This is a genomic window from Actinoplanes sp. NPDC089786 (assembly GCF_040684855.1).
Lineage (GTDB): Bacteria > Actinomycetota > Actinomycetes > Mycobacteriales > Micromonosporaceae > Actinoplanes.
Genome location: NZ_JBFBGU010000017.1, coordinates 15,358 through 36,167 on the forward strand (window position 1 = coordinate 15,358; position 20,810 = coordinate 36,167).

At 72.4% G+C, this 20,810-nt stretch carries 19 protein-coding genes and 1 pseudogene; 4 read left to right on the forward strand and 16 right to left on the reverse strand.

The window, feature by feature from the left end; translation table 11 throughout:
• Nucleotides 1-33: 33 nt before the first annotated feature.
• On the forward strand, nt 34-1,458 hold the full coding sequence (locus AB0O15_RS34125; RefSeq protein ID WP_364327355.1) for a hypothetical protein: 1,425 nt from the start codon (nt 34-36) through the stop codon (nt 1,456-1,458).
• A 4-nt stretch (nt 1,459-1,462) separates the two neighbouring features.
• Here the strand turns inward: AB0O15_RS34125 and AB0O15_RS34130 are convergent, their stop codons facing one another.
• The 8 genes from AB0O15_RS34130 to AB0O15_RS34165 are packed head-to-tail and all read right to left on the reverse strand — an operon-like array spanning nt 1,463 to nt 8,392.
• Nucleotides 1,463-1,927: a hypothetical protein gene (locus AB0O15_RS34130; RefSeq protein ID WP_364327358.1), complete on the reverse strand. Its 465-nt coding sequence runs from the start codon at nt 1,925-1,927 to the stop codon at nt 1,463-1,465.
• Nucleotides 1,920-2,459: a phage tail protein gene (locus AB0O15_RS34135; protein WP_364327361.1), complete on the reverse strand. Its 540-nt coding sequence runs from the start codon at nt 2,457-2,459 to the stop codon at nt 1,920-1,922. Before AB0O15_RS34135 ends, AB0O15_RS34130 begins: the two co-directional genes overlap by 8 nt.
• Entirely contained in the window at nt 2,456-4,414 is a 1,959-nt protein-coding gene (locus AB0O15_RS34140) for a putative baseplate assembly protein (protein WP_364327364.1), read from the reverse strand. Before AB0O15_RS34140 ends, AB0O15_RS34135 begins: the two co-directional genes overlap by 4 nt.
• Nucleotides 4,411-4,818, reverse strand: coding sequence for a GPW/gp25 family protein (locus tag AB0O15_RS34145; protein ID WP_364327367.1), 408 nt, complete (start codon nt 4,816-4,818; stop codon nt 4,411-4,413). Before AB0O15_RS34145 ends, AB0O15_RS34140 begins: the two co-directional genes overlap by 4 nt.
• A gap of 2 nt (nt 4,819-4,820) precedes the next feature.
• Complete coding sequence (locus AB0O15_RS34150) at nt 4,821-5,213, reverse strand: PAAR domain-containing protein (protein WP_364327370.1); 393 nt, start codon at nt 5,211-5,213, stop codon at nt 4,821-4,823.
• On the reverse strand, nt 5,213-6,856 hold the full coding sequence (locus tag AB0O15_RS34155) for a VgrG-related protein (RefSeq protein WP_364327373.1): 1,644 nt from the start codon (nt 6,854-6,856) through the stop codon (nt 5,213-5,215). Before AB0O15_RS34155 ends, AB0O15_RS34150 begins: the two co-directional genes overlap by 1 nt.
• Nucleotides 6,849-7,526 carry a peptidoglycan-binding protein gene (locus AB0O15_RS34160; protein ID WP_364327376.1) on the reverse strand — a complete coding sequence of 226 codons (678 nt, stop codon included), beginning with the start codon at nt 7,524-7,526 and terminating at the stop codon, nt 6,849-6,851. Before AB0O15_RS34160 ends, AB0O15_RS34155 begins: the two co-directional genes overlap by 8 nt.
• Entirely contained in the window at nt 7,526-8,392 is an 867-nt protein-coding gene (locus tag AB0O15_RS34165; RefSeq protein WP_364327379.1) for a DUF4157 domain-containing protein, read from the reverse strand. Before AB0O15_RS34165 ends, AB0O15_RS34160 begins: the two co-directional genes overlap by 1 nt.
• A 490-nt stretch (nt 8,393-8,882) precedes the next feature.
• On the opposite strand from AB0O15_RS34165, the gene AB0O15_RS34170 reads away from it, so the two are divergent.
• A complete protein-coding gene (locus AB0O15_RS34170) occupies nt 8,883-9,194 on the forward strand; it encodes a hypothetical protein (protein ID WP_364327382.1) in 312 nt (103 codons plus the stop codon).
• A gap of 684 nt (nt 9,195-9,878) precedes the next feature.
• Here the strand turns inward: AB0O15_RS34170 and AB0O15_RS34175 are convergent.
• The 6 genes and pseudogenes from AB0O15_RS34175 to AB0O15_RS34200 all read right to left on the reverse strand — a co-directional run bounded on the left by AB0O15_RS34175 (nt 9,879) and on the right by AB0O15_RS34200 (nt 13,362).
• Nucleotides 9,879-10,337, reverse strand: coding sequence for a phage tail protein (locus AB0O15_RS34175; RefSeq protein ID WP_364327384.1), 459 nt, complete (start codon nt 10,335-10,337; stop codon nt 9,879-9,881).
• Nucleotides 10,330-10,479 (reverse strand): annotated as a pseudogene (locus AB0O15_RS34180) (DUF6760 family protein); the annotation flags it as partial. The gene AB0O15_RS34175 and the pseudogene AB0O15_RS34180, both read right to left, overlap by 8 nt.
• 17 nt (nt 10,480-10,496) lie before the next feature.
• Nucleotides 10,497-10,853, reverse strand: coding sequence for a hypothetical protein (locus tag AB0O15_RS34185; protein WP_364327387.1), 357 nt, complete (start codon nt 10,851-10,853; stop codon nt 10,497-10,499).
• Nucleotides 10,850-11,281, reverse strand: coding sequence for a phage tail protein (locus AB0O15_RS34190; protein WP_364327389.1), 432 nt, complete (start codon nt 11,279-11,281; stop codon nt 10,850-10,852). The genes AB0O15_RS34185 and AB0O15_RS34190 overlap by 4 nt, the downstream gene beginning before the upstream one ends.
• 47 nt (nt 11,282-11,328) lie before the next feature.
• Nucleotides 11,329-12,957 carry a phage tail sheath C-terminal domain-containing protein gene (locus AB0O15_RS34195; protein ID WP_364327392.1) on the reverse strand — a complete coding sequence of 543 codons (1,629 nt, stop codon included), beginning with the start codon at nt 12,955-12,957 and terminating at the stop codon, nt 11,329-11,331.
• Between the two features lie 18 nt (nt 12,958-12,975).
• Complete coding sequence (locus tag AB0O15_RS34200) at nt 12,976-13,362, reverse strand: hypothetical protein (RefSeq protein WP_364327394.1); 387 nt, start codon at nt 13,360-13,362, stop codon at nt 12,976-12,978.
• A 99-nt stretch (nt 13,363-13,461) separates the two neighbouring features.
• Here AB0O15_RS34200 and AB0O15_RS34205 point away from each other — a divergent pair, with 99 nt between their 5' ends.
• Both AB0O15_RS34205 and AB0O15_RS34210 read left to right on the forward strand, forming a co-directional pair.
• Nucleotides 13,462-15,915: an Hsp70 family protein gene (locus tag AB0O15_RS34205; RefSeq protein WP_364327397.1), complete on the forward strand. Its 2,454-nt coding sequence runs from the start codon at nt 13,462-13,464 to the stop codon at nt 15,913-15,915.
• Nucleotides 15,912-18,266 (forward strand): Hsp70 family protein, encoded by a 2,355-nt coding sequence (locus AB0O15_RS34210; RefSeq protein ID WP_364327399.1) that lies wholly within the window; start codon nt 15,912-15,914, stop codon nt 18,264-18,266. Before AB0O15_RS34205 ends, AB0O15_RS34210 begins: the two co-directional genes overlap by 4 nt.
• A gap of 19 nt (nt 18,267-18,285) precedes the next feature.
• On the opposite strand, the gene AB0O15_RS34215 is transcribed toward AB0O15_RS34210, so the two are convergent.
• Nucleotides 18,286-18,903: a DUF4255 domain-containing protein gene (locus AB0O15_RS34215; RefSeq protein WP_364327401.1), complete on the reverse strand. Its 618-nt coding sequence runs from the start codon at nt 18,901-18,903 to the stop codon at nt 18,286-18,288.
• Nucleotides 18,884-20,806 carry an ATP-binding protein gene (locus AB0O15_RS34220; RefSeq protein WP_364327404.1) on the reverse strand — a complete coding sequence of 641 codons (1,923 nt, stop codon included), beginning with the start codon at nt 20,804-20,806 and terminating at the stop codon, nt 18,884-18,886. Before AB0O15_RS34220 ends, AB0O15_RS34215 begins: the two co-directional genes overlap by 20 nt.
• Between the last annotated feature and the right edge of the window lie 4 nt (nt 20,807-20,810).

Below are 20,810 nucleotides of genomic sequence, written 5' to 3' on the forward strand. Positions count from 1 at the left end.
GTCGGCCGGTGGCGGATCTGGGACGCTGACGCGATGACGTTGCCGCTGCGGGTCAGTGTGGCGCCCGATCGTGCGGAGGCGTCGCCGGGAGACGCGCTGACCTTCGATGTCACGGTGCGCAATGCCAGTGACATCGTCGAGCACTACGGTGTCGAGTTCCTCGGGCTGCCCGACGGGGCCCAGGTCCGCACCGAACCCGATGTGGCCAAGCTGCGGCCGTCCGAGTCGGGGACGATGACCGTGCGGATCTCGCTGCCGGTGCAGCCGCCCGCGCCCGCCGGCACCTATGTGCTCGGCGCGCTGGTGCGGTCGAAGTACCGGCATGACGTGTCGCGCTGCGTCGAGGTGCCGGTCGAGCTGGCCTCGATCGAATCGATCACGGTCAAGGCCATCCCCGAGGTGGTCACCGGCGGGCGGGCCGGGCGATACACCGTCGAGGTGTCGAACGGCGGAAACGCGCCGGTGCGGCTCTACCTGGCCGCCACCGATCCGGAACGGCGGGTCACCGCGACCTTCGAGCCGGGCTGGGTCGATCTGCCGCCGGGGACGTCGGCGCAGGCGCTGCTGACCGTGCAGGCGCCGCTGCCGTGGAACCGCGAGCAGCAGCGCCAGCTCACCATCACGGCCACGCCCGATCTGCCGGGGGCGACACCGGGCACCGGCACGGCCTCGTTCGTGCAGAAGCCGCGGATCGCGTCCAAGTTCGGCAAGGTCGCGGGCATCGCCGCGGGCGTGCTGGTGCTGGCCGCGGCGATCGCGGTGCCGGCGCTGCTGATGAACCGCAACAACGACAAGGACGGCCAGCCGCAGAACCCGGCCGCCGCGACCCAGCCGGCCGTGGTCCCTCCGCCGGGACAAGCTCAATCAAGCGCGCCGGGCGCGCAGCCCTCGGCGGCCGCGCCGTCGCAAGCCGGCGGGCAGGAGTCGGCGCCCGCCCAGCTCCCACCGTCAGGCGGCCAGGAATCGCCGCCCGCCGGCCAGAATCAGCAGGCCCCCCGCCGGGTCGACCTGACCAAGCCCAAAGACGGCGTGCTGGCCTCGGACACCTTCCGCGACCAGGGCTTCCTGTCCAGCGCCGACCCGGGCTCGATCGCCGTGCCGGGCTGCGAGAACGCGACCGCGGTGGCGGTGGTCACCGACGCCGACCAGAAACGGTTCCTCACCTCGGCCAACCCGGACGACGCCACCAAGTGTCACAGCGTGCCGGTGCTGCTCGATTTCCTCCAGGGCGCGCCGGCCGGCGGGCTGACCGTGGTGCCGCTGACCAAGAACACCCTGGAGATGGAGGTCGGGTTCGCCGACCTGTCCCGGACCACCGAGGCGTCGCTGGCCGTGTCCGAGAACGACGCCAAGGCCCGCGGCGGCATCGACTTCGTGCTGATCAAGCCCCGGTCGGCCGACGGCGCGGCCACACCGCCGGTCGCGCTGACCGAACTGGTGATCACGCCGCTCCGATAAAGCGTCAGGACCAGAAGACGAAGTACGCCACCAGGGCGCTGGCGATCGACAGCACGGCCAGGACGCCGAGGATGATCAGCAGGATGAGAAGCCAGTTGCTCTTCTTGACCGGCGCCGGTGGCGGGCCCAGCCGCACCCCGTGCGGCCGGGCGGCCCGAAGCTCACGGCCGCAACGCTCGCAGCGGATGCGGGCCGGCTCGTTCGGGTAGCCGCACTGCGGACACTGTGTCCCGGGCCCAGCGGCCGGCGGCGCGCCGTAAACGGGCTGCGGGGTGGGGTCGACCCGGGTCTGGCTGCGGTACACGCCGGTGCGTTCGTCCGGCTCCCCCGGCGTACGCGGAACCGCCCGCGCCTCGTCGGTGACCTCCTGCCGCAGGAACATCAGCGGATACCCGCAGTTCGGGCACAGCTGGTCGACCTCGGGCCGCACCGGCGAACCGCAGTCCGGACACGGCATCTGCCTAGCCATTCGCACCACCCGGTCGAGCCCGTCCCTGGGCCTTGTCCTCACGCTTGAACCGCACGTCCAGCTGCACCTGAGCGCCCAGCGGCAGCTCGCTCTGCAGGAAGCCGAGCACCTGCCGCTCGGTCAGGTGCCCGGTGTGGTCCATCTGCACGACCACCACCGGGTTCTCCGCGGGCACGTTGTCGTTACGGCCGTAGACGCCGCCCACGTCCACGACCGTGACCCGGGCGCCGGTGGCCGCCTCCAGCAGCGCCTCCACCCCGTAGCGGGTGCCGCGCCAGCCGAGCAGCCGGCCGACCTCGCGGACCATCGAGCGCCGGTACTCCACCGGGTCGGTGGGCTCCAGCTCGACGCCCAGCCAGGTGCCGAGGAACTGGAGCATCTCGGGGCTGGCCAGGCCGGTGTCCATCTGGTACTCGACACTGTCGATGCGCTCGCGGACGGTGTCGGCCACCTCCTGGAAGGCCAGCACGAAGTCCCTGATCACCGGATCCTGGGCCATGGCCCGCGGCAACTGGGAGACCAGCCAGGTCATTGCTGCACCACCACCCGGTGCTCGTAGGACATGAACAGCGCCTCGGGCAGCAGCCGCAACCGCTGCTCCACCTGGTCGAGCGTGCGCTTGCGGCGCAGGTCGGCCGAGAAGAAGTGCACCGCCTCGACACCCTGCACGCCGAACGAGCCGTGCAGCACGCCGTACACGTCGCCGAGGCGCAGATCGGTGTCGAACGGCCAGCCCTGACCGCTCGGGCCGCCGGTCAGCGGGTTCAGGTAGTCGTACAGCGCCCGCTCGGCGCGCTCGCGCACGGTCTCCGGGCGTACCCCCGGACCGGCCCGCACCTCGGAGACCACCTTGACCCCCTGGTAGCGGGGCGGTTCGATGCGGATCCGCATGGTCAGCAGGCGACGCGGCTCGAGGTAGGCCTTGATCTGCTCCTCGAGCTCCTCGGGGATGGTCAAATCGTCGAGGGTCAGATTCTCCGGGGGTACGTCGAGCCGGGGCACCACCAGCAGTCGCGCCGGCTCGCCCGGGGCCGAGGGCGGCAGGCACCGGGCGCGGGCCACGTTCGGGGCGGCGTCCAGGGTGAGCCGCTCGACGTCCTCGGCGGTGACCGCGCGCCGGCCGCCCCGCAGCAGCAGCGGGCCGCGGATCTTCGCGTTGTCCACGCTCTCCGCGTCCACCCCGCCGACACTCGAGTCGAGGTTCGTGACCGAGGCGACGAACGGGATCGAGGTGTGCAGGACGGTGAGCCGGTCGGCGGCCACGTTGCCCCGCTTGCCGCCGCCGAAGCGGTAGCCGGTCACGTAGATCTGCGCGTCGATCGGCGGGATGGCGCCGTGCTGCCAGACCCGGCCACCGCGGTCGAGCACCCGCGGGCCGAACCGGATCTCGCCGGTCGCGCCGGACCAGGTGTAGACCTTGTCGTGCACGGTCGCGTCGGCCAGGTCGGCGACCTCGGTCCACTCCTCCTCCTCGGGCTCGCCGTGCCGGTCGCGGCGCGGCAGCACCACCTTGACCGTCTCGTCGAAGCGGCGGGGCAGCACCGGCACCCGGCGCACCTGGAAGGTCTGACCGGGGCGGCCGCTGCTGGCGCCGAGCAGCTCGGCCGGGGCCGGTTCGGCGTGATGGGCCGGGATGGCGCCGCCCAGGGCCATCGCCGACAGCGACTCGAGTTCCGGCGGGTTGGCGTACTCGGGCTGGCCCTCCTCGGCCTGGACCAACCGGCAGCGCAACCAGAACGCCCGCTTCGCGCCGAGGGCCAGGGCCTCGTGCCGGGCCGGGAGCAGCAACGTCACCTCGCCGCTGGAGTTGAAGCCGGCCGTGGTGTCGCTGAGCACACGGACGTCGACCCACTGCTGGCCGTCCCACGCCTCCCAGACCCGGGGCGGGCGGCGCGGGTCGACGCCGGCGCCCTCGGGACCGGTCTGCACCTCGAGCCGCAGCAGGTTGCCCGCGGCCGAGTCGTTGAGGCCGAAGTACACCGCCTCGTCGACCCGCAGATTCGGGAACAGCCGCACCGACGACGCCTCGCGGCGCAGGTCTTCCCAGTGGTCCGAGTACCGCTCGCCGGTGTGCGTCATGCAGGCCACCAGCTGCGGCGGGGTGATCAGCAGCTCGGAGTCGGTGAGGAAGACGACCGGCTCCTCGTCGTCCCGGCGCTCGGTGCTGACCTGGGTGCCGGCCGGTACCCGCACCGGCTCGTCGCGCGGCGCGGTCAGCGTGAACATCAGGTCGACCCGGGCCGGCACGGCCGAGAACAGCTCGACGCCGACCAGCTCCAGGAACTTGATGTAGAGCCGGTCCGGCACCTGGTTGAGCCGGTACAGCGTCATCTCGGTCATCCAGGCGAACAGCTCGACCAGCGCGACCCCCGGGTCGGAGACGTTGTGATCGGTCCACTCCGGACACAGCCGGTTGATCCGCCGTTTCGCCTCGTCGACGATGTCCTGGAACCGGCGGTCGTCCAGTTCGGGCGCGGGAAGGCTCACGGCTGGGGCTCCTCGTGGGGAATGGTGTAGAAGGGGAACACCAGGTTGCGCACGTCGTTGGTGGAGCGGACCCGGTAGCCGATCGAGATGTGCACCGTACCGGTGTTCTGCTCGCCCTGGGCCAGCACCTGTTCCAGCGTGATCCGGGGCTCCCAGCGCTCCAGGGCCTCGCGGACGTACTGCTCGATCAGGCCCAGCGTGCCCGCGGTGAGCGGGGCGAACAGCATCTCCCACATCGAGCAGCCGAAGTCGGGACGCATCACCCGCTCGCCCGGCACCGTGGACAGGATCATCCGGATCGCCGCGTCGATCTCCTCGACGCCGGTGACCAGGCGGACGGTTCCGGTCCGGTTGATCGCGGCCGGGAACGCCCAGCCGCTGCCGATGAACTCCTGCTCGCGCATGCTCACCCCCACATCACGTCGGCCGAGCCCGCGGTGATCGAACTGACCGGCAGGTCGACCGGGTCGTTGCAGGTGGCCACCTGGTCGCCCATCCGGGCCGCCGGCTTGCCGTTGATCAGGACGGTCGGCGAGCCGACCATCACCCGGCCCTGATTGGTGGGCGGCTTGCTGAACGGCGACGGCGGGATGTGCGGCGGCAGGTTCTGCGCGACGCTCCCCTGCGTCGCCGCGGGCAGGCCGTTGACCAGCACGTCGGTGGACAGTTGCAGCATGAGCTGCCCGCTGAACGGCAGCGGCGTGGGCGTCGGGACCGGCCCGCCCGGCGAGGGGACGAGCAGGATGTGGGTGTCCGTCCCTAGGACCGGGTCGTTCTGGCGGGCGGCGGGCTGTGGCATCAGTTCAACCTGATCGGCTTGCCGGACTGGGTCAGCGGTCCGGAGGCGGTGATCTCGACCTGGGCCCCGGACAGCGCGAGCTTCTGGGTCGCCTTGATCTCGATGTTGGTGGCGGCCAGCACCAGCTTCTGGTCGCCGGTGAGGTTCGACTCGGACTTCTCCAGCTTGAGCAGGATGGACGTGCCGCCGAGGCTGAGCGTGATGCTCGCCGGGTCGTCGTCGGCGAAGACCAGGCGCGAGTCCTTGCGGCTGACCAGCAGACGCTTCTCGATCTTCCCACCGGTGGCCGCGCCCGGCTCCGGGATGCCGTCGGTGCGGTTCCACAGGCCGCCCAGCACCACCGGGCGGGTGTGGTCGTTCAGCTCGAAACCGACCAGCACCTCGTCGTCGACCTCGGGCAGCCACTGGAGGCCGCGTTCCTTGCCGCCGCCCGGGGTCGCCGTCCGGGCCCAGGCGCTCTCGTCGTCCGCGCTCAACGTCGGGAACTTCACGCGTACGCGGCCGAGCTTTTCCGGGTCGTCGTTGTTGGTCACCACGCCGATGACCAGGCCCGACCATTGTGGTCCGCTCGCCTTTCCGGACATTTCCGATATGCCGCCGGGCTCTTTTCCGCCGCAGACGAAGCGGGTCACATAGGGCCGGCCGGCGCCGTAGGTGTGCTCCACACTGGTCACGCGCCATTTTCCGGTCATGCGGGAGCCGACGCCTTCGATCTGAATGTTCGCGCCCGCCCCGATCAGCGGATCACCGGCCGCCTCGCCGCGCAGCACCGCCTCCTCGCCCGACGCCCGCAGCAGCAGGGACTTGGCCAGCGCGTCCGCCTCGGCCTGGTCGACCACCGGGAACTGGCCGGCGTTGCGCTTCACCCGCCCGAACGCCCGCTTCGCGGCATCGCTCATCTCCTGGGCGGCCGGCGCGTCGGTGCCCAGCTCGGTCTCGGTCGACCGGCCCTGGATGGGCGCCTTGCCCAGGTGGTCCCAGCCGCGGATCTGCACCTCGTCGCTGCGCTCGGCGGCCGAGAACCGGACCGCGAACCGGGACAGGTTCTGCCCGTAGCGCAGCTTCGGCGGGGTCGCGTCCGAGCGCGGCGTCTTCTTGAAGTGGAAGGTGCGCTCGCTGACCCAGACGTCGAAGCCGATCCGGGCCGCCCGCCGGCGCAGGAAGGCGAAGTCGGTCTCACCGGCCTGGAGCACGTACTCGTGGGCGCCGCCGGTCGAGTCGACGTCGGCGTCCAGCCCGTACTCCCCCGCGATCCGGGAGGCGATGTCGGCGTCGGTGACCTTCTGGAAGCTGCGCGACTTGGGCTCGCGGGCCAGCCGGTGGGTCAGGTCGAAGCCGTTGAGCACCAGCTCGTGCCGCCCGGCGCCGCCCGGCTCGACCGACACCGCGGTGATCTCGCCGGTGGTGACCACCACCGGGTCGCCCTCGGCCCGGAAGGCGATCTCCACACGGGTGCCGATGCTGAACGTACCCTGGTCGAAGATCTCGAAGTGTGGGTCGTCGAAGTGGATCGCGAAGAAGTCCGGCAGCTGCACCGACTCCTCGACGCGCACCAGCGTGACGCGCGGGTAGAGGTCGGGCGCCAGCGGCCGCCCGTCCACCGTCAGCACCACGCCGTCGAGGCGCTTGACCGCCTCAGGCACGGCGGCGCACCGGAAGCTCGGGGATCACCAGCAGCAGGCCGGGTTCCAGGGTGAGCGGGTCGACCACGTTGTTGGCCTCGGCGATCAGCCGCCAGCGGGTCGAGTCGGCGTAGTGCTTGGCCGCCACCCGGTCCAGCGTCTCGCCGTGCGCCAGCCGGTGCACGGTGTGCAGCGTCGGCGTGTGCGAGGTCGGGTTCTGCAGCGGCCGCTCGGCCTCGTCCTTCCACTGCTTGAGCGTCATGTCGGCCTTGGCCCGCAACGGCGTCCCGTCGCTGGCGAAGAACGTGAACTTGAGCTGGAGCCGCTCGACGATGGCCTTGAACGAGTGCAGCTTGCCCCAGTGGAACTCCACCCACGGCGGCCGCGCCTTGTTCCGCTGCCGGTCCGAGCCGGCCAGCGCGGGGTCGACCTTGAGCAGGTCGAGCAGCTTGTTGGTGTGCTCGGTGACGTCCGACCCCTGGTCGGTGGTGTCCAGCGTCAGGGTCAGCGTCAGCGTGCCCGACTGCCCGCCCTGGAAGCGCAGCTCCGGGGCGTTGCCGCCCTTCTTCTCCGAGGCGTTCCAGGTGTTCGACTTGCTGATGGTCAGCTCGGCCGGGTTGAACAGGCAGTCGATCTGGTCGCCCTGCTCGGTCTTGAGGAACGCCTTGGCCGGCGCGCTGGGTGCGGTCATCAGAACACTCCTGCCCATCGGCCGCCGCGACGCTCGATCTCGCGCAGCAGACGTTGTTCCACGATCTCCACGACCCGGTCCGGGTCGAGCGCCTCCGCCTTGCCGCCGACGGCGCCGGTGGCCTGGCTGACGGCGCCGGTGGCTTGGTTGACGGCGCCACCCGCCGCGTTCGACGCCTGGTCGACGTAGCCGCCCGCCTGATCCGCCAGCCCCGCCGCGGCCCCACTCGCCTGATCCACGTAGCCCGACGCGGTGTTCATCGCGCCCGACGCCATCCCCTGCGCGTCGTCGAGCATCCCGGTGGCCGCGGCCATCGGCCCCGACGTCGCCTCGATGACGGCCGCGCGGGCCGCCCGGGTGGCCATGTCGCCGACCCCGCCCAACCCGCCGACCGGAAGCTGGTCGACGATGCCGGCCGCGGTCTCCCCCGCCCCGGCCAACGCGTTCCGACCCTGCCCGATCAGCCCATCGGCCATCTGCCGCCCCTGCCCGAGATAGCCGGCCGCGGTGTCCTTGGCCCCCGCGACCGCGTTGCGCCCCGCCCCGACCAGCCCCGACGCCGCCTCCCGGCCCTTGCCGACCAGGCTCTGCGCACCGGCCGCGAGCGCTCCGCGTTCATCGTCGTCCAGCAGCGAGCTCAGCCCGCCCCCGAGGAAGAACCGCGGCCGCCGCACCGGGCTCCGGGTATGGGTCAGCTCGTGCGCGAGCACGGCCGACACGCTCGGCCCCGGCGTAGGCGCGGCATGCAGGTGGATCACCGATCCGGTGGTAGCGCCGAGCGCCCCCGCCTGGCTGAGCGCGTTCCGGGTGTTCGGCCCGGTCGTATACAGCGGCGGCCGCGCCCGCCCACTGATCGCCGCGGCCATCGCATGCAGTCCCGCGGGAAGGGCCCGCGGAGCTTCGAGGGGCCGATCGGCGACCGCGCGGTCCCAGCGTTGGCGCGGGGTTGCGCTCTTTCCAGGTACGCGCGACGAAGAGTCCCCGCCTCCGGGCCCGGCCTGGCCGCCGGGCCCGGGCCGTTCGCCCGGCTGCGGCCCGGCGCGGCGCGCCGGGGTCAGGCTGACCGCCCCGCTCGGATCCGGAACGTTCCCCGGTGGCAGCGGCGCCGCCCCCATCACCCGAAGGTAGGCGACCCCATCCGGGTTCGACACCGACGGCCCCGCCTCAGGCCGAGCCGCCAGCGGCCCACCGGCCGTGGTGGCGGCGTCCGGCCGACGCAGAATCGGCGCCGGACTCCCGCCGCCCGCAGTGCCGGTCGGACGCAACGCGCCCCGCGAGCCCGCCCCTGTGGACAGCCGCCCAAAGTCGTCGTACCCACCGCCTACGTTGTGCCCACCCAGTACAGGGGTGGGGGAGGTGGCGGCGGCCGCACCACGTTTCAAGATCGAATCCGCTCCGCCTGCGGACGCTGCCCGGCCGGCCCGCGAGATCGCATCCGCCCACGAGGCCGCACCCGTCGGGGTCGCGCCTGCTGCGCCCGCCGGGATCACGCCCGCCGAGACGGCGCCGGCCGAGGCCGCGCCCGCCGCCGCAGTCCACGAGGTCACGCCGATCGCGGCAGTCCTTGAGGCCGCGCCGATCGCCGCGGTCCGCGAAGTCACGCCGATCGCCGCAGTCCGCGAGGTTGTGCCGATCGCCGCCGGCCCGGGTCCACCGGCCGACCCGTAACCACCGGGCCCGAAGCCACTGGGACCCATCGGCATCGCGTTGCCCGGGCTCACCTCGGGTCCGGCCGAAGGCGCAGTGGCCAGCGCCGCCCGACCCATCTGACTCGCGCCGGCCAGCTCGAACCCCCCGCCGAGCCGCCCCCGACCGGCGCCGTCTCGTCCCGTTCCCGTGGCAACCCGCCGCAGAAGCCCGCCCGAGGACGGCGACCCCGCCAGCGGCTCACTCCGCCGCCGAACCGATCGCAGCATCGCCGGCGCCGCCCCGATCGGCGGCCGCGCCACCGCTCCTGTGGACAGAGACCCGGAATTGTCGTACCCGGCCGCTACGTTCGACCCACCCAGTGCAGGGGTGGGGGAGGTGGCGGCGGCCGCGCTACGTTTCAAGATCACCGAGTTTCGGGCGGCCGCCGAGCGACGGGCCTGAATGCCCTGCCACCAGCGAACAACACCCCACGGCACCCGCACCGGCAGGTCGCCGACCACGCCGGCCCCCAGCGCGCCCGAGCCGGCAACGCCGCCCCTTCCAGAACGGTCACCGCCGCGCCCGTCACCGCCGCGCCCATCGCCGACGCGCCCATCGCCGACGCGCCCAGGGACGCCCAGCCCGGACCCGCCCGAACCCACTCCCGGCGAACGGCGCCCGATCAGCCGCCGCACCACCCGGCCGAGCAGCCGCGGCCGCCCGCTACTTCGATGAGCGGAAGCCACTGTGGCACACCTCCAGCTCCTCGATCGCCAGGTCGCGGGACGACGCCGCCAGCTTCGGGCCGCTCCACTTCACCGGCTTGGCGCTGATGATGGTCCACGTACGCATGGGCTCGCCCTTGGCGTTGAGCACGCTGATCTTGCCGTCGCGCGGGGTGACCTTGTTGCCCTCGCGGGTCAGGCCCTCGCCGGACGCGGACATCAGCCATTCGAAGAGCGCGTCGGTGTCGGTGAGGCCGCGCTTGAAGACCAGGTTGGGCCACTTCATCCGGCCCAGCAGCTTGTGCGTGTACGCGTTCTGCCCGCCCTCGGCCAGCTCCTCCACGTCGATCTGCACCGACAGCCCGGACACCTCGGTGAACGCGCCGATGGTGGTGCCGTCGATCTCGAACGTGAACTTGCCGACGAACGGCGGGTCGACGGTGTGCGCCTTAGCCACCCTGCACTCCTTGCCATGCGCGCTCGTTCAGTCCGCCGACCTCCTGGAGCAGGCGGATGCGGTCCCCGTGCTCCAGGTCGAGCAGTCGGTCGAGGTCCCAGTGCAGGTGGTACGCCAGGAAGGCGATCTCCTGCCACAGCTCGTCGTGGGCGTAGTGCCCTAGCCCACCTCCACGGACGTCGGCGGGAAAGGGGCGCCGGGCTCCAGCGTGTCGAGGATGCTGGTGTCCTGGAAGTTGACGATCCGGTAGAGGTCTTGCAGGTAGCCGAAGTCGGAGACGAACAGCGACTCGATCGTCTTGGTGGTCACCCGCTGGACGGTGCCCAGCTCGGTGACCACCCGGGACAGCACGATGACCGTCGCGTACGCCTCGTTCTCCTTGACCCGCCCGTCGCGCAGCGGCTCGATCTCGTCCCGCGCGCAGGCCAGCCGCATGATGCCGGTGCGGTGCAGCGTCCCGTGCTCGTCCACGTACCCCTTGGGCAGCGTGAACGGGAATTCGGTCTGCAAGCTCATGCTCGGTGGAGGCCCTCGTGCGTGATGACGATCTTCTCGGTCGCCACCTCGTTGGAGCCGGCGTCGAGTTCGGCGCCGGTCCACTTGGAGACCCAGCCGCGCTCGAAGTTCCAGCGGGCCACCTCGGCCTTCATCGAGTCCTTGATGACGATGGAGCCGTCCCGGCGGGCCGAGTCGACGTCGCCGTCCTCGACCTGCTTGCGCCATTCCCACAGCGCCTTGGACTCGTCGATCCGGCGCTCCAGGGTGATGTCGGACCACTTCATCGCACCCGGAACCTTCCGGATGATCATCTTGCCGTCCTTGGTGGCTTCCTTGTACTCGATCGTCTCCGTCTCGGACTCGACGCCGGAGCACTTCCGGAAGCTCGCCATCTCCACCCCGCCGATCTCGAGGATGAAGTTGAACGTGGTCAACAGGTCAGGCATCTCTTACCTCCTACTCAGGTCTTCCGCTGAAAGGTCCACGCCGGTTCTCAGTCGGTGGCCGAGCCGCCGCCCTGCCACTGGCTGATCCGGAAGATCACGAACTCGGCGGGCTTCACCGGCGCGATGCCGACCTCGACGATCAGCTTGCCCTCGTCGACCGACGACGGCGGGTTGTTGGAGGCGTCGCAGAGCACGTAGAACGCCTGCTCCGGGGTGGCGCCGACGAGCGCGCCCTGGGTCCACAGACCGCGCAGGAACGAGGTGATGTTGCGCTTGACGCGCTGCCACAGGTCGAAGTCGTTGGGCTCGAAGACGGCCCACTGGGTGCCCCGCTGGATCGACTCCTCGATGAAGTTGAAGAGCCGCCGGACGTTGATGTAGCGCCAGCTCGGGTCGGTCTTGGCCAGCGTACGAGCGCCCCAGATCTTGGTGCCGTAGCTGCCGAAGGACCGGATGCAGTTGACGCCCTCCGGGTTCAGCAGGTCCTGCTCGCCGCTGGTGACGTCGTTCTCCAGCCGGACGATGCCCCGGACCGCCTCGTTGGCCGGCGCCTTCCACACGCCCCGGGCGCCGTCGGTGCGCGCCCAGACGCCGGCGACGTGACCCGAGGTGGGCACGGTCAGGTAGAGCTCGCCGTTGGTCGCGCCGGGCCGGGCCAGCGGGTTCGGCACCACCACGTTCGGGTAGTAGAGCGCGCCGAACGCCGAGTCGCGGGCCAGGCGGCTGCGCCACTCGAGGGCCCGGGTCGCGTTGAGACCGGGCGGGACGTCGAGGATGGCCATCTTGCTGTGGCTGGCCTCGCAGAAGTCGATGAGCTGCTTCTGCGCGCCGAGGAACATCTCCTCGTCGATCGAGCCATCGTCCTTGGTGGCCACGGTGACCAGGTCGGGGACCGCGACCATGGTGACGTTCTCGGCGATGGCCAGGCCCTGGTAGCCGGTGCGGTCGGACTCGTTGCCGGCCAGGTCGTTGACGCTGACCTCGATCGCCGAGACCGGCGGGGACTGCAGCGCGTAGCGGCCGGCGGCCGGGGTGCGCTCGGCCAGTGAGGCGCCCTGGAGCGGCTGGAGCTCGATGCGGAGCAGCTTGGAGCGCTCGTTCACGGTGCGTTCGACGGTGCGGGCGCTGCGGCCGCTGAACTGCAGGCCGCCCAGCTCCTCGCGCAGCTGGCCGCCCTCGTAGACGCGCAGCGTGTACTCGCCGGCGGCGTTGCCCGCGTCGCCGTCACCCTCGGCGGGCGCGGGCGGCGGGACCACCTCGACCTCGAGGTTGGTGCCCGGGTTGAGCGCGGAGATCTGCAGGCTGGGGTTCTGTGGGTTGTCCGCGGCGGGCAGGGTCAGCGTCGGGTTGCCGCCGTTGCTCCCGTCGCCGTTGCTGGCGGAATTCGGAATGCGGCAGATGTACGCCGCGCTGCCACCGTTCTCGAAGAAGCCGCGCACGGCGTGCGGGAGCATGGCACCGCGGACGAAGCCGCCGTACACCCTCTCGTACTGCGGCCAGCTGGTGACGAGCTGCGGTTTGACGCCGTCGGGGTCGGTGGGGTCCCCCTGCTCGACGTCGTAGCGCTCGGTGAAGCCGACGAACGCCGCCACCGCGGTTCCCACCCCCTCGATGGGCATGGAGCCGCTCGGCTGCTCCTCGATGTAAACGCCCGGGGCTCCGTACGACGCGGCCATGGGTGACACCCTTCGTTGTCAGGCCTGCACCGCGCTGGTCAGCAGCGCGGGGTCAAGATCTGTTTCGTAGAACTCTCCGTAGTGCAGCGGCGGGAACACCCGCACCGTCGGCCGGATCGACGAGCAGGCGACCACCTTGACCCGGGGAAAGCGGTGCACGATCTCCCGTACCAGGTCAACGGTGGCGCGCCGGTCGAGGTCCAGCACGATCACGTCCGGTAGTGCCTCCAGCAGGCGGGCGAGCACATCGTCGCCCGCGTCCATCAATTCGATGCCGTCCTGCCGGAGGATGGCCTCGATGCCGAGCCGGTGCAGCGCGCTGAAGTCGCCCATCAGGACCCTCGTCACCGCACGCACCTCCTCACGGGCCTCGCCGCCGAGGATGAGCGTCCCGCGCCTACGCATGTGTAAAGAAGGTGCGGCGGTGCAGCCGAAGGTGCAGGCGACACCCCGGCGGTGCGATCAGGCTTGGGAATCCGTACGCCGACGCCGTTTAATTTCCGCGTGACCTATTCGCTCGGCGTTGATCTCGGCACCACGTACACGGCGGCGGCCGTGCGCGTCAACGGCCACGCCCAGATCGTGCAGCTGGGCAGCCGCCGGGCCGAGATCCCGTCGCTGGTCTTCCTCCGCGACGACGGCGTGGTGCTGGTCGGTGACGCCGCCGAGCGCCGGGGCGCCCGCGAGCCGATGCGGCTGGCCCGTGAGTTCAAGCGCCGGCTCGGCGACCCGGTGCCGGTGCTGGTCGGCGGGTCCCCGATCTCGGCCCACGCGCTGATGGCCCGGGTGCTCGAACACGTGCACCAGACGGTCACCCGCAGCCAGGAGGGCCCGCCCGCCACGATCAGCGTCACCCATCCGGCGAACTGGGGACCGTACAAACGCGAGCTGCTCCAGCAGGCGATGGCGATGGCCGAGGTCGGCGCGGTCCGGCTGCTCTCCGAGCCCGAGGCGGCGGCGATCCAGTACGCCTCGCAGGAGCGGGTCCAGCCAGGCGAGATCGTCGCGGTCTACGACCTTGGCGGGGGTACGTTCGACGCGGCCGTCCTGCGTAAGACGGAAACCGGGTTCGCGTTGCTCGGCGAGCCGGCCGGCATCGAACAGCTCGGCGGGTTCGACTTCGACGAGGCGGTGCTCGCCCACGTGGTCGACCAGCTCGGCGAGATGGCGACCGCCCTCGACCCGGCCGACCCGACCGTCGTCGAGGCGCTCGGCCAGCTCCGGCGCGACTGTGTGATGGCCAAGGAAGACCTGTCCTCCGACACCGAGGTGCTGATCCCGGTGGCGCTGCCGTCGGTGCACACCCGCGTTCGGTTGAACCGGTCCGAGTTCGAACAGATGATCACCCCGGCGCTGACCGAGACGGTGGCGTCGATGAAGCGGGCGCTGCGCTCGGCCGGTGTCGACGCGGGGCAGCTCCGGTCGATCCTGCTGGCCGGCGGTTCGTCACGGATCCCGCTGGTCAGCGAGATGTTGTCGACCGAGTTCGGCCGGCCGCTGGTGCTCGACGGCAACCCGGAACACAGCATCGCGCTCGGCGCCGCGCTGGCCGCGGGTGGCCCGGTGCCGATGCCGGCCGCCGCCCCGGTCCGGCCGGTCGCCTCCGCGCCACCGGTCGCCTCCGCTCCACCCGTGACCTCGGCCCCGCCCGTGACCTCGGCGCCACCGGTGCCCGTACCCCATCAGCCTGGCCGCCCGTACCCCACCGCTCCTTATCCGACCGAAGCGCAAGGGCCCGCCCAGCCGGTGGCCTACCACCCGGGCCAGGCCGCGGTCGACGCGACCGTCACACAGCCCGGGGTCTACCGCGCGAACCCCGCGCCGCCGCCTCCGTCGCCGGAGGCGCCGACGACCCAGTTCATCCCGGCGCAACCGCCGCCGCCCCGGCCACCGCCGGCCGCCGCGCCGGCCGGACCGGGCACGCCACGGAACACCGGGCGCATCCTCGCGATCTCCGCCGCGGCGCTGGCCGTGCTGCTGGTCATCGGCGGGGTGGGCTGGTTCCTGCTGCGCAAGACCGACGACGACAAGGGCGGATCGACCCCGGCCGCGGGCGCCCCGAGCACGGCCGCCTCGTCGGTCGCGCCGCCGGAACCGGCCGGGTGGAAGAAGCTGGCCGACCTGCCGGTGGCGCTGGAGGGCGCGGCCGTCACCGCGTTCGAGGACAAGGTGTGGGTGGCCGGCGGCACCCTGACCGACGAGCCCCGCACCAAGCTGACCACCACGTACATCTACGACCCGAAGTCGGCCAAGTGGTCGCAGGGTCCGAAACTGCCCCGGATCACCACCCACGCCCAGCTGGTGGCCACACCCCGCACGCTCTACCTGCTCGGCGGCCTGTGGGAGGGCAACGGCTCGACCCAGGTGCTCAAGCTCAGCGACGACCGCAAGGCCTGGCTGCCCGACGTGCCGCTGCCCGAGCCCCGGGTCGACGGCGCGGCCACCTTCGACGGGAAAGACCTGATCTACGCGGGCGGCACCCGCGACGCCAAGACCATGAGCGAAGAGGTCTGGGCGCTGCGCAAGGGCAAGTGGACGCTGATCGGCCGGCTCCAGGACCCCCGGCGCCGGCTGGTCGCGGTCCACGAGGGCAACGACATCGTGCTGCTCGGCGGGCGCTACGTGGAGCGGGGCGACAAGACCGGCACCATCGACCGGATCTCCGGCGGCAAGCTGCTCGAACCGACCGGCGAGAAGACCGACCCGCCGATGGACGGCGGCGTCGGCGTCGACGTGCCGGGGGTCGGCGTGTGCCTGCTCGGCGGCGAGACGGCCGGCATCGCGTACACCGACTGGTGGTGTGTGAAGGACGGCGCGGGAGCGACGCTGCCCAAGCTCGACCCGCAGCGGGGTGGGCTGGGCGTGGCGCAGATCGGCCGGACGATCTACGCGGTCGGCGGCTACACCGCGGACGAGCACGGGATCAACCGGTTCGAATCGTTCACGGTTCCCGGATGACGTACGCGCTGGGAATCGACTGCGGCACCACCCACACCGCCGCAGCGATCTCTCGGGACGGCTCGGTCGAGGTGCTGCGCCTGGGCGCGCGCCGGGCCGAGCTGCCGTCGCTGGTGTTCGTGGCGCCGGACGGCACGACCGTGATCGGCGACGCCGCCGCCCGCCGCGGTGAGAGCCTGCCCGGCCGGCTGGTGCGCGAGTTCAAGCGGCGGATCGGCGACCCGGTGCCGATCCTGGCCGGCGGCTCGCCGTTCTCGGCCCACGCGCTGACCGCCCGGGTGCTGGAGCACATGCTGCGGGCGGCGGTCACCACCCAGGGCGGGCCGCCCGGCTCGATGGTGCTGACCTGCCCGGCGAACTGGGGTCCGTACAAACGTGACCTGCTGGTGCAGGCGGCCCGGCTGGCCGATCTGCCGCCGGTCGCGCTGCGGACCGAACCCGAGGCGGCGGCGATCGAGTACGCGGCCGGCTCGCGGGTGGGTGACGGCGACATCATCGCGGTGTACGACCTGGGCGGCGGCACCTTCGACGCGGCGGTGCTCCGGCGCACCCCCGGCGGCTTCGAGGTGCTCGGCCAGCCCGAGGGCATCGAGCAGCTCGGCGGCATGGACTTCGACGAGGCGGTCTTCGAGCACGTCGTGGCGGCGCTGCCGGCCGACCGGCTGGGCGCCGCCGACGACCCCGAGGTGCTGGCCGCCCTGGCCCGGCTGCGCCGCGACTGCGTCGAGGCCAAGGAGGCGCTGTCCGAGGACACCGAGGTGCTGATCCCGGTGGCCCTCCCCCAGCTGCACACCCGGGTCCGGCTGACCCGGGCCGAGTTCGAGGCGATGATCCGCCCCGCGCTGTCCGACACGGTCGGCGCGATGCGGCGGGCGCTGCGCTCGGCCGGCGTCCCCGCCGAGCAGGTGAGCACGTTCCTGCTGTCCGGCGGCTCGGCCCGGGTGCCGCTGGTGTCCCAGCTGCTGTCCACCGAGTTCGCCCGTCCCGTGGTCCTCGACCCCCACCCGGAGCACAGCATCGCCCTGGGCGCCGCCCGGGTCGCCGCCCAGACCCCTATGCCCCAGCCAGAAACCGCCGAGCCAACCCGTCTCGTCCCACCCGCCGCGCCCGCGCCCGCCGCGCCTGCACCCGCCGCGCCCACCGCGCCCACGCCCACCGCGCCTGCACCCGCCGCGCCCACCGTGCCTGCACCCGCCGCGCCTGCGCCTACCCCGCCTGCGGCGCTCACCGGGCCCGCGGTCGGTGCGTTCGGTGCATCTCCGTCGGTATCCACGCCGCCGCGACCGGAGACACCGAAGCCACGGCCGGGTAACACCTACGGTTCGCGGAAGCCGGAGGCGGCGCCACTTGACGCGCGGACCGAGCCGGTTCATCCCTCGGACGCCCCGACCGAGATGTTCAAGACCACCCCGGAGACCGAGGTCGTGCCCGCCGCGAGGCAGCCGGTCGTGTCCCGGCCACCGGACCTGCCCAATACCGACGACTCGCCGGTCTTCCTCACCCGGGCCGGCCTCGACCTCGCCGCCGGCCCTCCTCCCCCGGCCGACAAGCCCCCGGCCGACAAGCCGCCGGGCGGCGAGGCGGGGGGACCGCGTCCGGTGAGCCGGCGCGCCCTGGTGATCGTCTCGGCGGCGGTCGCGGTTCTGGTCGTCACCGCGATCGTCATCTCGATCGTGTGGTTCGGGTCCGGACGGGACGACCCCGGCGGCGACGACCAGGCCGCCGGGCCGATCAGCACAACCAGCGCGTGCGGCGGGTTCGTCGACGAGTTCGACGGCGGCGCGCTCGACCCGGGATGGCAGCGCACCCAGCCCGGCGCCACGGTCGCGATCGGCGGGGGCGGGGCGACGGTGGAGGCCCCGGACGGCGCCGACATCTACGCCGATCACACGGCCGCGCCGATGTTGGTGCGCGAGCACTCCGGCGACTTCGTCCTGGAGGCCGAGGTGGTGGTTCAGCCCGGCCAGTTCTACCAGGGCGCCGGGCTGGTGGTGTGGAACAGCCCGACGTCGTTCGTCCGGTTGGAGCGCGGCTTCGGCGACATCGGCGCGATCACCTTCGAGTACCGCGACGGCGGCGATCACGTCCGGCCGCGCCCGCCGTTCAAGAACACCAAGGGCGTGGTGCCGACCGACGCCGGCCACGTCCTGCTCCAGGTGCGCCGCGAGGGCGACCGGATCAGCGCCGGCTGGCGAGAGCCGGGCAACCCCACGTACTCAGATCTGGGGAGCGCGCAGATCGACCTGCCCGGCACCGTGCGGGTCGGCCTCTCCGTCCTGAACCGCGCCCAAAACGGCGCGAAGCCCGAGACCTTCAGCGCGACCTTCAGCCGCGCCGCCCTGACCTGCTGAACCGGCGCGAAGCCCGGCGTCACTGGGTGGCGGAGTCTCCGGAGCCGTTGCCGGCGGCCAGGCGGCGGATCTCGTCGAGGGACGTGGCGCGGGACTCGACCACCTCGACCGGCGGGCCGGCCGGGCCGCGTAGCGCGGCGTCCATCGTGGCCGTGACGACCAGGTCGAGGCCGGGCTTGAGCTGGCCGCCGAGCGCCGACCAGAAGTCCGAGTTCTCGCTGCCGTCGCCGCTGCGGAGTTTGAGGGTGGGCAGGGGCCGGACCTCGGCGAACGGGCCGTGCAGGTGTTCGGCCTCGATCATCGGGTGGAGCAGCAGCGCGGCCAGGACGTCGCCGAGCAGCGAGTGTTCGTCGCGCACCTCGCTGGTCCAGGCGGTGACCAGGTAGCGGCAGTCGACGCGGGGCAGCGGGTCGCGGCGGTAGCGGCGGCCGTCGGCCTCGACGATGGTCTCGCCGAAGTCGCGGTCGGACAGGTTGGGGCGTACGTCCCAGAGGTAGAGGTCGACCGTCGGCTTGGAGGACAGCGCCGCCGACCATTCACCGTCCGGCGCGTCGAAGGCGATGTCCACGTCGCGGGCGGGCAGCGGCACCACCTTGCGCAGGAACGCCTCCAGCGTCTCATCGAGCAGATGCAGCATCGGCGTCTCGATTCACCAGGTCGAAGTAGCGGTCGAACTCCTTCTCGGTGCGCAGGCGCCCGAGTTTCTGGAACTCCCGTTTCACGCTGAGCACGGCGTGCCGCATGGTGATCGGGCTGTCCTCGGCGGCGGCCAGGAACGCCGCGCCCAGGGCCGCGTTGCTGATCACGCCGCCGGTGATCTTGAACTGGCGGGCCAGGAAGTCGACGTCGAGGTCGGTGACCGGCGCGGTCGGCGGGAAGGCCCGGGTCCAGATCTGGCGGCGTTCCGCCTCTTCGGGCGGGACGAAGTCGACGGCCACCGCGATCCGCCGCAGGAACGCCGGGTCGATGTTCTTCTGCAGGTTGGTGGCCAGCACGACCAGGCCCTCGTAGGTCTCCAGCCGCTGGAGCAGGTAGGCGGTCTCGATGTTGGCGTACCGGTCGTGCGCGTCGCTCACCTCGGAGCGCTTGCCGAACAGGGCGTCCGCCTCGTCGAAGAAGAGCACCAGGTCGCCGGCGGCGGCCGCGCCGAAGATCTGCTCGAGGTTCTTCTCGGTCTCGCCGATGTACTTGCTGACCACCGCGGACAGGTCGACCTTGTACAGGTCGAGGCCGAGGTCGCCGGCCACCACCTCGGCGGCCAGGGTCTTGCCGGTGCCGGACGGGCCGGCGAACAACGCGACCACGCCGGCCGACGGCAGCGGGCTGAACTTCCACCGGCCGTAGACGGTCTCGCGGCCGCGGTGCCGGGCCGACAACTCGCGGAGCTGCTCGGCCTCGGGCGGCGGGAGGATCAGGTCGTCCCAGGAGCGGCGGGGCCGGATGCGGACGGCCACGTTGTCGAGGTGGCCACCGGCGAGCCGGCGCACCCGGGTGGCGACGCCGTCGGCGGCCGGGCCGGGGTCGACGGCGGAGATCAGCCGCAGCTGCTCGCGGCTCAGCCGGTAGGCCGGGTCGGGGTCACGACCGAGCGCCCGCCGCCAGTCGTCCGCGTCGGCCTCGCCGTCGGCGACCCGCACCTCGCGCCACGGCCGGTCGGGCACCGCTTCGAGCGGCTGCTCGCCCGGCGAGCTGAGCACGAACCCGAGGTGGGCCGCCTTGCCGATCTCGTCGCGGGCGGCCGGGCTCAGCGGCGCGGCCGGTTCCAGCACGACGGTCAGGTTGCCGATCGTCGCCTCGCGCACCACCGCCGACCAGCCCGCGGCGTTCTCGGGCGGCGTACACACCAGAAGGTTTTCGGACGGCACCGCGCGCAACCGGCTCTCGCGGTCGGCGCCATGCACGAGGAGGAGGCCGCGCCAGGTGTTGGGGCCGAAGCGCATCGAGGTGCCCGGTGGCAGGGCCGGGTCGGGCGCGTCGTCGCCGCGCAGGTGCCAGATCAGCCGGGGCGCGGCCGCCACGGCCAGCACCGCCCACGCCCCGTCGCCGGTGAGCTGGGCCAGCCCGGCGCGGAGCAACCGCCCGGACGGCTTCAGCGGCGAGTCGTCCTCGAAGACCCGGTCGAGGGTGGCGAGGGTGAGCCGGGGCAGCTGCACCGAATCTTGCACGTAGGACACCAGCCGCTGCCGGGCCGTGGACTGCTCGACCGCGACGACCAGGGCCAGCGCCTCGGCCTCGGGCGCGCTGAGCCCGGCGGTGCGCGCGACCGCGGCGAACCGCGAGTCACCACCGAGCCAGGTGGCGAACGCCTCGCGGGCCGAGGCCACCTGGGCGGCCAGGCCGGCGCGGACCGCGGTGACCCGGTCGGGGCCCGGACCGTCCAGCCCGGGCAGGGCGGCGAGCGCGCGTTCCAGCTCTTCGTTGCCGACGTAGAGGCCGGCGAAGTCGCGCGGCGGGCGGCCCTCGGCGAGCCGGCTGACCAGCGCCTCGCGTTGGAGCAGGGTGTCGGCCAGGACGGCCCAGGGATCCTCCGGTCGTGTCACCGGG